This is a genomic window from Brevundimonas sp., from assembly GCF_047617075.1.
In the GTDB taxonomy this organism is placed as follows: Bacteria; Pseudomonadota; Alphaproteobacteria; order Caulobacterales; family Caulobacteraceae; genus Brevundimonas.
On the sequence record NZ_JBLGCI010000010.1, the window covers coordinates 87,308 to 98,947 of the forward strand.

General features: G+C 67.8%; 11 protein-coding genes. 4 read left to right on the forward strand and 7 right to left on the reverse strand.

The annotated features are described in order from the left end of the window. Nucleotides 1–37: 37 nt before the first annotated feature. Complete coding sequence (locus tag ACI8U3_RS11540; protein WP_415015022.1) at nucleotides 38–973, reverse strand: ribose-phosphate pyrophosphokinase; 936 nt, start codon at nucleotides 971–973, stop codon at nucleotides 38–40. A 175-nt stretch (nucleotides 974–1,148) separates the two neighbouring features. Between ACI8U3_RS11540 and ACI8U3_RS11545 the strand changes: the two genes are divergently transcribed. Both ACI8U3_RS11545 and recN read left to right on the forward strand, forming a co-directional pair. After that, nucleotides 1,149–2,009 (forward strand): outer membrane protein assembly factor BamD, encoded by an 861-nt coding sequence (locus tag ACI8U3_RS11545; RefSeq protein ID WP_415015023.1) that lies wholly within the window; start codon nucleotides 1,149–1,151, stop codon nucleotides 2,007–2,009. Between the two features lie 89 nt (nucleotides 2,010–2,098). After that, the gene (gene recN, locus ACI8U3_RS11550; protein ID WP_415015024.1) at nucleotides 2,099–3,799 is read left to right on the forward strand and encodes a DNA repair protein RecN; all 1,701 of its coding nucleotides are present in this window, start codon (nucleotides 2,099–2,101) and stop codon (nucleotides 3,797–3,799) included. Here the strand turns inward: recN and ACI8U3_RS11555 are convergent. The 6 genes from ACI8U3_RS11555 to rnr all read right to left on the reverse strand — a co-directional run bounded on the left by ACI8U3_RS11555 (nucleotide 3,756) and on the right by rnr (nucleotide 9,517). Beyond that, nucleotides 3,756–4,271: a hypothetical protein gene (locus ACI8U3_RS11555; RefSeq protein ID WP_415015025.1), complete on the reverse strand. Its 516-nt coding sequence runs from the start codon at nucleotides 4,269–4,271 to the stop codon at nucleotides 3,756–3,758. The genes recN and ACI8U3_RS11555 overlap by 44 nt on opposite strands. A gap of 165 nt (nucleotides 4,272–4,436) precedes the next feature. Continuing rightward, nucleotides 4,437–4,964 carry a hypothetical protein gene (locus tag ACI8U3_RS11560; RefSeq protein WP_415015026.1) on the reverse strand — a complete coding sequence of 176 codons (528 nt, stop codon included), beginning with the start codon at nucleotides 4,962–4,964 and terminating at the stop codon, nucleotides 4,437–4,439. Between the two features lie 26 nt (nucleotides 4,965–4,990). Beyond that, entirely contained in the window at nucleotides 4,991–5,416 is a 426-nt protein-coding gene (locus tag ACI8U3_RS11565) for a hypothetical protein (RefSeq protein WP_415015027.1), read from the reverse strand. Between the two features lie 50 nt (nucleotides 5,417–5,466). Beyond that, the gene (locus ACI8U3_RS11570) at nucleotides 5,467–6,114 is read right to left on the reverse strand and encodes an NUDIX hydrolase (RefSeq protein WP_415015028.1); all 648 of its coding nucleotides are present in this window, start codon (nucleotides 6,112–6,114) and stop codon (nucleotides 5,467–5,469) included. 52 nt (nucleotides 6,115–6,166) lie between these two features. Continuing rightward, nucleotides 6,167–7,147, reverse strand: a complete 981-nt coding sequence (locus ACI8U3_RS11575) for a DUF4424 family protein (RefSeq protein WP_415015029.1) — start codon at nucleotides 7,145–7,147, stop codon at nucleotides 6,167–6,169. 60 nt (nucleotides 7,148–7,207) lie between these two features. Beyond that, complete coding sequence (rnr, locus tag ACI8U3_RS11580; RefSeq protein WP_415015030.1) at nucleotides 7,208–9,517, reverse strand: ribonuclease R; 2,310 nt, start codon at nucleotides 9,515–9,517, stop codon at nucleotides 7,208–7,210. Nucleotides 9,518–9,635: 118 nt separating this feature from the next. Between rnr and ACI8U3_RS11585 the strand changes: the two genes are divergently transcribed. Then, a complete protein-coding gene (locus ACI8U3_RS11585) occupies nucleotides 9,636–11,039 on the forward strand; it encodes a pyridoxal-phosphate dependent enzyme (RefSeq protein WP_415015031.1) in 1,404 nt (467 codons plus the stop codon). 1 nt (nucleotide 11,040) lies between these two features. Beyond that, nucleotides 11,041–11,640, forward strand: a 600-nt coding sequence (locus ACI8U3_RS11590) for a dienelactone hydrolase family protein (protein ID WP_415015032.1), incomplete at its 3' end; no start/stop codon positions are given.

Here is an 11,640-nt window from a genome sequence, read left to right on the forward strand (position 1 = left end):
ATCCCCTTATATCGCCCCCGATTTGGTTTTTCGACCGTTAATCGAACAGCTTGGAGACAGACTCCTCATTGGCGATACGCCTGATGGCTTCGCCGATCAGCGGCGCCACGCTGACCTGTCGAATCTGGCCGCAGTTGTTCACCTCAAGCGGTTGCTCGATGGAGTTGGTGATCACCAGTTCCTTCAGAACCGAGGATTCCACGCGATTGACCGCCGGGCCGGACAGCACGCCGTGGCTGATGTAGGCGGACACCTCGGTGGCGCCCTTCTGGATCAGGGCCTCGGCCGCATTGACCAGGGTGCCGCCGGAATCGACGATGTCGTCGAACAGAATGCATCGGCGGCCTTCCACGTCGCCGATGATGTTCATGACCTCGCTCTCGCCCGCCTTGGGACGGCGCTTGTCGACGATGGCCAGGTCCGCATCCAGCCGCTTGGCTAGAGACCGGGCCCGCACCACGCCCCCGACGTCGGGCGAAACGATCATCAGATCCGAGGTCTTGTCGTAGTTTTCTCGAATGTCCTGCGCCAGAACCGGCGTGGCCAGCAGATTGTCCGTCGGGATGTCGAAGAAGCCCTGAATCTGCCCGGCGTGCAGATCCATGGTCAGAACCCGGTCGGCGCCGGCCCGCGTGATCAGATTGGCCACCAGCTTGGCCGAGATGGGCGTGCGACCGCCGGTCTTCCGATCCTGACGGGCATAGCCGAAATAAGGCATGACCGCCGTGATCCGCCGCGCCGAGGCCCGGACGAGGGCGTCGGTGATGATCAGCAGCTCCATCAGATTGTCGTTAGCCGGATAGCTGGTCGACTGGATGATGAAGACGTCCTCGCCGCGCACGTTCTCGTCAATGACGGCGAAAACCTCGTTGTCGGCGAAGCGCTTGACCTGGGCCCGGGTGAGCGGGCCGTCCAGGTGATCGGCGATGGCCTGGGCGAGGGTGCGGTTGGAGTTTCCCGCCAGCAGCTTCATGGGCTGTCATCCTTTCGCCGTCATCGGCACGATTACTCGTCGCGCCTTCTACCAGCCGGGACGCGGGTAGCAACCCGGACACGGCGCATTGGCGCGAACAAAACGCTGGTGTAGAAGCGCCGGACTGTCTTTTCAGCGGCCGCCTGGGGCGGTCGCAGCCACGTGAGGTCGGATTTTGCTGCTCAGGACACCGCATACCGCATTCAAGCGCCGCGCCGGCGCGCTGGCCGTCGCCCTGGCCGCGGTCACCGCCCTGAGCGCCTGCGCCGGTCGCGAAAACCGGCCCCGTCTGGTCTACGAAGAGCGTCCGGTCGACGCCCTGTACAATGCGGGTTTTCAGCGGCTGGAGCGTGAGCGCTGGCTGGACGCCGTGGCCTATTTCCAGGAGGTGGAGCGCCAGCACCCCTATTCGGAATGGTCGCGCCGGGCGATCCTGATGCAGATGTACGCCTTTTACCGGCAGGGTCGGTATCAGGACGCCATCGCCGCCGCGGACCGGTTCATCCAGCTTTATCCCGGCAGCCCCTCGGCCTCTTACGCCTTCTATATGAAGGGCGTCTGTTATTTCGAACAGATCGTTGATGTGGGCCGGGACCAGGCCGCGACCGGACAGGCGCTGATCGCCCTGCGCGATGTGGATCGCCGCTATCCCGACACGCCCTATGCGGCCGACGCCCGCATCAAGATCGACATGGTCAACGACCAGCTGGCGGGCAAGGAAATGGCGATCGGCCGCTGGTACCAGCGTCAGCAGCAGCCCCTCGCGGCCATCAACCGCTATCGCACGGTGATCGACAACGAGGAATTCCAGCGCACCTCCCACACGCCGGAGGCGCTGTATCGTCTGGTCGAGCTGTACCTGACCCTGGGTCTGGACGAGGAAGCCACCCGCAACGGCGCGGTGCTGGGCCACAATTATCCCGGCAGCCGCTGGTATCAGGACGCCTATGTCCTGCTGACCAACGACGGTCAGCGGCTGGATGTGGAGCCTGAGGGCGAGCGCGAAGGCTGGCTGGGCCGTCTCATTCCCGGTTGATCGCAACCGCCGCGAATCTGCTAGTCGGGGGAGGGGACGTTCGCGTCCCGTTCCACTGATGGCCGCCTGAGGGCGCCGGACGGAGTGTCATGCTCTCAAGCCTGTCGATTCGCGACGTGGTGCTGGTCGAGGCGCTGGACCTGGAGATCAGGGACGGCCTGACCGTGCTGACGGGCGAGACCGGGGCGGGCAAATCCATCATTCTGGACGCCCTGGGCCTGGCCCTGGGCGGGCGGGGCGATGCAGGGCTGGTGCGCAGCGGCGCGAAACAGGCCGTGGCCACGGCGGTGTTCAGCGCGCCGGATGATCCGTCCTTCCTCGACATGCTGACCGAGCGCGGATTCGAGGCGGCGCCGGGCGAGGACCTGATCCTGCGCCGCGCCTTGACCGCCGACGGCCGCAGCCGGGCGTGGATCAACGATCAGCCGGCGGGCGTCACCGCCCTGCGCGAGATCGGCGCCCATCTGGTGGAGGTGCACGGCCAGCACGAGACGGTCGGCCTGCTGGACCCCAAGACCCACCGGGGCATGCTGGACGTCTATGGCGGGCTGTCAGCGGAGCGCGGCGCGGTGGCGGCGGCCCATGACCGGTTGAAGGCGGCTGATGCGGCGCTGGCGGCCCTGCGGGCCGAGGCGGAGACGGCGCGGGCGCGCTTCGAGGAGCTGAGCGAATCCCTGGCCGAGCTGGACCGGCTGGACCCGCGCGAGGGCGAGGAAGCCGATCTGGCGGGCGAGCGGGCCATTCTGGGCGCGGCGGAAAAGGCGCTGGCGGACCTGGCCTCGGCGCGGGATTCGCTGGGCGGGGATACGCTGTCGCAGAAACTGGCCCAGGCTTTCCGGGCCGTGGAGCATGCGCGGACGCGGGCGGTGCAGTCGGGCGCCGGCGAGGATCATCCGGTGATCACCCGGCTGGCGGCGGCGGGCGAGGCCATCGACCGGGCGCTGGTGGAGGCTGTCGAGGCCGTGGCGGCGGTGGACGCGGCGGCGGACGCCTTCGAGTTCGAGCCCGGCAAGCTGGACAAGGCCGAGGAGCGCCTGTTCGCCCTGCGCGCGGCGGCCCGCAAGCTGAACGTGACCGTGGACGCCCTGCCGGCGCAGCGGATTCGGTTCCGCGAGCAATTGCGCCTGATCGAGGACGGCGCCGAAGCCCTGAAGGCGGCCGAGGCGGAATCGGCGGCGGCGTGGACGGCTTATGATGAGACGGCGGCTGTGCTGACCGCGGCGCGGCGGGCGGCGGGCGACCGGCTGGCCGCGGCGGTTCAGGCCGAGCTGGCGCCGCTGAAGCTGGAGCGGGCGCAGTTCCGGGTGACTCTGGAGCCGCTGCCGGAAGACCGGCGGGGCCGCGAGGGGCCGGAGGCGGTGCGGTTCGAGGTGGCCACCAACGCCGGGACCGCCTTCGGCCCGCTGGACGCCATCGCGTCAGGGGGCGAGCTGGCGCGCTTCGCCCTGGCCATGAAGGCGGCCCTGGCCGAGCGCGGGGGCGGGGTCCAGCCGGTGATGATCTTCGACGAGGTGGACCAGGGCGTCGGCGGCGCCGTGGCCGAGGCCGTGGGCCTGCGCCTCAAGCGTCTGGCCGACGGCGCCCAGGTCCTGGTCGTGACCCACAGCCCCCAGGTCGCCGCCAAGGGCCACGCCCACTGGAAGGTCCGCAAGGCCGAGGTGGCGGGCGAGACCCGCACCTCGGTGGACACGCTGACGGATCAGGCCCGGCAGGAAGAGATCGCGCGCATGCTGGCGGGGGCGGAGATTACGGATGCGGCGCGGGCGGCGGCGCGGGAGTTGATTGGATAGCGGCCCACACCGAAGGCGGAAAAATAGCGCGAATTCTCTCCAGACGTTCGGCTGCTGCGACCGGGTCCTCGGGAGGTATCTGCTGGATCAAGGCACCCCGCTGGTAGTCGAGACGGGAAACCGGGTCAGGGTAATGATAGCTGACAACGCATGGTCGACAACTCTTCTTGTCGATGAGAACAGATGAGCCGTGATTGATTAAGTGGGCGCTGAATTCGTCAGTTGCCTGCACAAGAACCGAAGAACCCTGATCAAAAATGTCGAAGCCGCGATCTGGCTGAAAGGGGTAGTGATAAGGCGCAGCGGATGCTGCCGCCTTCGCTACGGCGACATAATCGCATTGTTTGACGGCTGGTCCGGTACAGCCGGGAGAAGCATGATTTGCGCCGACCAGCAAAGTCAGGCCGGCGAGTACTGCAAATACTGAGAATGCGCTGAACCCCAAAAGCGACTTATCGTCTGCTGGCAGCATCCGACCCTCCGACCCCCGTTCAGCGAAATCAGTAAACAACAGCCCGCTCGTGTCAAAGCGGGTGCTTTTCCTACCCCTCCACATACTCCACCCGATGCCGCCCGTGCAGTTGCCGCACATAGGGCAGGGGGCGGTTCGGCGCGGTCAGACGCGCGGCGGCTTCGGTCAGGACGAAGCGGGTGATGGCGGGCAGGTCGGGACGGCATCGTCCGACCGCTGCAGACCGGCGATCACCACCTGGATGACGGGCTCGGGCCAGTGCTCGAAATTCGCCATTCCGGGCGGCACCGTGCAGACGGCTGTCTCATCAGGCCCTCGCGCCTGGCCACCGACATAGCGCACGACGAAGCCGGTGTACCTGAGGCCTTCGTCTTGGTTGTTCTCGACCTTTAGCAGCGAACCCACATCCTGTCGGGCGTGCAGGCCGAACCTCAACGTGCCAGGAGGCGCTCCGTTGGGATGCTCGCGTGATCCCGACGGGGGCAGCACGTCCTGAACCTCGATCCGGTCGACCTGAATGAGATCATAGGTCCCGTCAGCATTGCGACGCAGGGTGGCGCGTTCGCCCGCCGCGACGTTCAGGGTTCCCTGCACATAGCTGGACCGGCGCCCGGCGAACTGTTGGGGGGTCTCGGGGTGAGGAACCTGGGCGTTCTGAAGGACCAAGCCAGCCATGAGGGCGGTCAGCAGCATGTTTGCCTCCGTTTATCCTGAGCAAGTCAGCGGATGCCACGAGCCATGGCGTCCACCCGTTGATCACCAGCGTCTACGTCGGCAATGGAGCCGGGAACCTCTCTCGCCAGAGCCTGGCAGCGGCTTTGCAGTCGAGGCAGCATCTGGCGCAAGTGACGACGGGCCTGTCGAGGGGTCACACCCTCAGCATTCATAATGATCCCGATCTCGGCTCGCTCGAGCTCACGCCCACGGTCGTAGGCGCTCATTCGCTGATCGGCCGTCCAGCCCGCATCGGTGGAACGCCGCTCGAAATCTTCCGCAAGGCTTTGTCCGACAGCCAGATCCACCGTGTAGTAGGGCGCGCAGACGGCGAACAGTGTCGAGTATCTGCCGAGACGTTCGCCCTCCGCTGCCAAGTCGTCCACCGGACCCGGCTGCAAAGCAATCATCATGAAAAGCGAAAGCAACATCTCGTCATTGTCCGGGTTTGCTGTGCGCGGTGCAAGCTTGGCCCATGCGTCTAGGCCAGATACTCCACCCGGTGCCGCCCGTGCAGTTGGCGGACATAGGGCAGGGGGCGATCCGGGGCGGTCAGGCGTTCGGCGGCTTCGGTCAGGACGAAGCGGGTGATGGCGGGCAGGTCCAGGGCGCGGGCCTCGTCCATGGGGATCCAGGCCACCTTGTCCAGCTCCTCCGTCGGGCGCGCGGCGGGGACGTCCAACAGGGCGTCGGCCGAGGCCATGAAGAAGCGGGCGTCGAAGCGGCGGGTGCGGCCCGGCGGGGTGATGGCGCGGGCGATGTAGGTCAGGGCCGACAGGTCGGGCAGGGCGCCCACGGCGCGGAAGCCGCGCCAGGGCCCGGCTATCGATGCGGGCGGGGCGGCGCGGGCCAGACGCAGGCCGGTCTCCTCGAAGGTCTCGCGGATGGCGGTCAGGGCCAGGGCGCGGGCCCGGCGGGCGTGCATCTCGCGGGCCAGCAGCGCCTGTGAGGGTTTCGGCAGGTCGCCTGTCGCCTCGACGCGGAAGTCGGACGGATCAATCCGGCCGCCCGGAAACACCCATTTGGAGGCCATGAACACATGCCCGGCCGCGCGGCGGCCCATCAGCACCTCGGTGCGTCCGGCGGCGGTCCGCGTCACGATCAGGGTCGCCGCATCCTTTGGCCGCATGCGCGCGCCGGTATGGGGGGCGTCCTTCAGATCCTGGGCGGCGTCAAAGGGTTCAGTCGTATCGCGCACCATTGAGGATTAGCACGTTCAGATCGCGCGTGGGTGTGTAGTTCGTCTGGCGCACCTCGAACTGCGTCGGGCTGATGCGCGTCACGCCCTCGGCGCAGAAGGACACCAGATTGTCGGTGGAGCCCTTGTCCACCACCAGCCGGAAATCCCGGATCGGCCCGGACCAGTTGGCGCCCGTGACCAGCACATAGTCCAGCCAGGTCTCAGAATAGTGCAGGCCGGACGCCCAGCCGCGCCGGGCCGCGGCCACCAGGGCGTCGTCGGTGCAGTAGCGGTCCTCATAATCGCTTCCCGGGTTGCCGCTGCCCACGGGGTTGCCGACGGTGGTGACCGTGGTGGCCCCGACGGCCGGGGCGTAGATGTGGCGGATCTCCAATTCCTCCCCGGGCGGGAAGTACTGGGTCCAGTAGTGTGTGGTCTTGAGCGTCCACTCGGGCCAGGCCCATCGGTCCCCCTCGGCGCCGCCCAGACTGATGAGGCCTTCGGCCGCCAGTTCGTCGCGCACGGTTTCAGGCAGGGCCTGAAGCGCGTCCAGGGTGTCCTGACCGTACGGATTGAGCGGCACGCCCAGCGCCGCCAGCCGCGCGGTGACGTCCACGCCCTCGACCACGGCCTTCTGCTCCACCTCGGTATGCACCGCGTAGCCGTCCACCCAGGTGATGAAGGGCAGGATGCGCTCCGGCTCGTCCAGCACGCCGCCGGTGTCGCCCACATAGCCGGGCTCGATGTCCGGCATGGGGAAGGCGACGATGGTCTCGATGCCGTCTGCGGTATGATTCAGGAAGCGGTAGGTGACGCGCACCTCTGACGCCGACAGATAGAGGTCCTCGGACAGCATGGTGATGCCGTCGGTCGTCTCCAGAACCAGCCCGCCTGCCTGCATGGACGCCACGCTGTCATTGGCGGCGGCGGGCGCGGCCAGCAGGGCCAGCGCAGCCATGGCGGCGGTGATGGATCGGCGCATCGTCAAACCCTCCCCGAGATCAGATGACGACGTTATCCCGGTGTGGCTGCGAGCGGAACCCTAGCGCCGCTTACCTTTTCTGACGCCTTTCAGACCCCCGGAGGGCGGTTTGGGCCCGCCCGGGCGCTTCACGCCCCGCTTGGGCCGGTCGTCGCCGCCCCGTCCGCGCACGCCCAGACGGGGGGCCTGGACGTTGGGATCGCGGGGTTCGGGCTCGCTGACCATCTCGAACACCAGGCCGCCGGTGATGGGGGTGGCCTCCACCAGCTTCACCTCCACCTCGCGGCCCAGACGCCAGCGCTTGCCGGAGCGGTCGCCCACCAGGGCGTGGGCGCGGTCGTCGTGGACGAAATATTCGTCGCCCAGTTGCGAGATGGGCACGATGCCGTCGGCGCCGGTCTCCTGCAGGCGCACGAACAGGCCGAACCGGGTCACCCCGCTGATGCGCCCGGCGAAGGTCGCGCCGACGTGCTCCTCGAGGAAGGCGGCCACATAGCGGTCGGTCGCCTCCCGCTCGGCGGCCATGGAGCGGCGCTCGGTGGCGGTGATGTGCTCGGCGATGGCCTGCAACTCGGTGGCTTCGGAATCGGTCAGCCCGTCGTCCCCCAGCTTCAGCGCCCTGATCAGGGCCCGGTGCACGATCAGGTCCGCATAGCGCCGGATGGGCGAGGTGAAGTGGGCGTAGCGGTCCAGGTTCAGCCCGAAGTGGCCGATGTTCTCCGGCGAATAGATGGCCTGCATCTGGCTGCGCAGCACCACCTCGTTGACGATTTCGGCGTGGGGGCTCTCGCGGGTCTCGTCCAGCAGGCGGTTGAAACGCTTGGTGGTGGGCGCCTCGCCCTTGGTCCAGGGCATGCCGATGGTCTGCAGGAAGTCGGCCAGGTTGAAGATCTTCTCCTGACTGGGCGTGTCGTGGACCCTGTAGATCAGGGGCGTCTTCTTCTGCTCCAGCGTCTCGGCGGCGCAGACGTTGGCCTGGACCATCATCTCCTCGATCAGGCGGTGGGCCGGGATGGAGACGCGGGCCTGAATGCCCGACACCTCGCCGTCCTTGTCGAACAGGATGCGGCGCTCGCTGCTTTCGATGGCCAGAGGACTGCGGCGTTCGCGGCCCTTCAGCATGGCGGCGTAGGCGTTCCACAGGGGATAGAGGATGGGCTCCATCAGCGGGCCGGTCAGGTCGGCCGTCTCGCCCTCGGCCTTGCCGTCGATGGCGTCCTGGGCCTGCTCATAGGCCAGCTTGGCGTGAGACCGCATCAGCCCGCGCACGAAGCGGTGCGACAGCTTCCGGCCGTCCTTCGAGAAAACCATGCGCACGGCCAGGCAGGCGCGGTTCTCGCCCTGCTTCAGGCTGCACAGCCCCGCCGACAGGTGCTCGGGCAGCATGGGCTCGACCCGGTCGGGGAAATAGGTGGAGTTGCCCTTGTCCCGCGCCGTGCGGTCCAGAGCCGAGCCGGGGCGCACATAGGCGGCCACATCGGCGATGGCGACCCAGACGATCCAGCCGCCCTCGTTCTTCGGATCGTCATCCTTCTCGGCGAACACCGCGTCGTCGTGGTCGCGGGCGTCCATGGGGTCGATGGTGATGAAGGGGATGGCGCGCAGATCCTCGCGGCCCTTCAGGGTCGGCGCCTCGGCGGCCTGGGCCTCGTCGTCCACCGCATCGGGGAAGCCCGTGGGCACCCCGTGGGCGTGGATGGCCAGCAGGGAGGCGGCGCGGGGATCGTCCTCGCGGCCCACGATCTCCAGCACCTTGCCCTGTTTCGGACCGTGGCGGCGTTCCGACCGCTCCAGCGCCGCAAGCACCAGATCGCCGTCGCGCAGGGGCTCGGCCTCCAGCTTCGACAGCACCAGGAAATCCTTGGCCTTTCGGTCCACCGGCTCGATGCGGGTCTCGCGGCCGCCCTTGCGCACCACGCCCAGAAGCCGGTGGGCGCTCTGGCCCAGCTTCTTGATCATGCGGGCGGTCCACTGGTCGCCGTCCTTCTCGAACTTGGCCAGCATGCGGTCGCCCAGACCCGGCGCGGCGCCGCGCTCGCTGTCGCCCGGCAGCAACAGGGCCAGCGGCGCGTCCTCGCCGCCCTTGGTCAGGCGCACGAACAGGTCGCCGTCCGCGTCGCGCTCCACCACGTCGGCCACGCCGACCGGGGGCATGGCGCCGGCTTCCGCAAAGCCCTTGCGGCCGCGCTTGCCCAGCTGCCCCTCGGCCTCCAGTTCCTTCAGCATCTCGCGCAGGGCCCGGCGCTCCACGCCCTTCAGGCCGAAGGCGCGGGCGATGTCGGCCTTCTCGGCCTCGCCCGCCTCGCGCAGGAATTGCAGCAGGGTGTCTTTATCGGGAAGGCCGGCGGGCCGGCGAGGGGATTTGGCCATGGTCCCTCTGTAGCGCGGGAATCGCGTTTAGGCACACGCATTGACCCGCGCCGCTTGACGCGGCGGCGCCGCCCGATCAGCTTCCGGGCCAAAATCCCGTTCAGGAGTTCATCAGCGCATGTCGCTACCGGAAACGCCCGTCCTCACCCATCCCGCCGGGTCGGTGCTCGATCTTATCGGCCAGACGCCGATGATGGAGGTCACCCGCATCGACACCGGCAAGTGCCGGCTGTTCCTCAAGCTGGAGAGCCAGAACCCCGGCGGCTCCATCAAGGACCGTATCGCCCTGGCCATGATCGAGGCGGCCGAGAAGGAGGGATTCCTCAAGCCCGGCGGCACCATCGTGGAGGCCACGGCGGGCAATACGGGTCTGGCCCTGACGCTGGTCGGCACGCAGAAGGGCTACAAGATCCTGCTGGTCATTCCCGACAAGATGTCGCGCGAAAAGATCCAGCATCTCAGGGCCATGGGCGCGGATGTTCGCCTGACGCGTTCGGATGTGCCGCACGGCCACCCCGAGTACTACACAGACATGGCCGAGCGCCTGGCCCAGCAGCTGCCGGGCGGCTTCTACGTCAACCAATTCGCCAACAAGGCCAACTCCGAGGCGCACCGCCTCAGCACCGGGCCGGAAATCTGGGAGCAGATGGGCCACGACGTGGACGCGGTGGTTTGCGGCATCGGCTCGGGCGGCACCATCACCGGAATCGGTCAGTTCCTGCATTCCGTCTCGCCGAAGACGGAGATGATCCTGGCGGACCCCGTGGGTTCGGTGCTGGCGGGCCTCGTCAATGAGGGTGTGCCCAGCCCCGAAGGCAGTTTCGCGGTGGAAGGCATCGGCCAGAATTTCGTGCCGCACACCACCGACATGAACGAGATCGCCAAGGCGTATTCCATCCCGGATGCCGAGGCCATCGCTGCGGCGCGGGAGTTGCTGCTGAAGGAAGGCGTCCTGGGGGGGTCGTCTTCGGGCACCTTGCTGGCTGCGGCGCTGCGCTATTGCCGCGAACAGACCGAGCCCAAGCGGGTGGTCAGCTTCGTTTGCGACACCGGCGCCAAATACCTGTCCAAGGTCTATAACGACGCCTGGCTGGCCGATCAGGGCCTGACCGAGCGCGAGCTGCACGGCGACCTGTCGGACGTCATCACCCGCAAGTACGAAGAGGGCGCGGTGGTCTCCATCGGCGCCGACGACACCCTGGACACCGCCTTCAAGCGCATGCGGGGCGCCGACGTGTCCCAGCTGCCGGTGATCGTGGACGGGCGGCTGGTGGGCATTCTGGACGAAAGCGACATCATCCATGTGCTGAACACCGACGAGATCACCCGCGAGGCCCGCTTCAAGAAGACCGCGGGCGAGGTGATGATCCGCGATCTGGACACCCTGCAGGTGGGCGAGCCGCTGGACGCCCTGATCCCCATCTTCGACCGGGACCGGGTGGCCATCGTGCTGGACGGCGAGAAATTCGTCGGCCTGATCACCCGCACCGACCTGATCAATCACCTCAGCCTGAATCGGTGAGATGCTGAGCCGGCGCGCCATGGTCGCGGGCGTAACCGGAGCGGCCATCTGCCGTGACCGGACCGCGGCCCAGACGTCGTTGGACGGCATTGAGCTCGTGACCTACGACAGCGCCTGGGCGCCGATCAACGCCGTGCTGTTCCGTCCGGCTCCGGGCGCGAGGGAACGGGACTTGTCCGGAAAAGGTCTTGTCCTGCTGCACGGGTCGGGCGGCGCCCAGGACGATGTGCGTCTGTTCACGCCGGGAGCGCTTGCCCTGGCGGCGCGGGGCTGCACATGCCTCATGCCCAACTACTATGATGCGACGCCGGGGCAGCGGCGGTCCAGCGAGGTCGCCGCGCGCCGTTGGCGCCGGGCCATTCGGGACGGCGCCCTGTGGCTGGCGAACCAGCCCGGTTTGGATTCGGACGCTGTGGCGGGGCTGGGATTCTCCAGAGGGGCGGGCCTGGGCCTGAATGTGGCTCTGGCTGACGGCGGGCTATCCGCCTTCATCGCCGTCGCCGGCGGCGCCGTGCCGGAAAGGATCACCCACCGTCCACCGGTGCTGATGGTCTTCGCCGAGGATGATCCGGTGGTTCCGGCCCGGCGTGTCCGGGCCGCC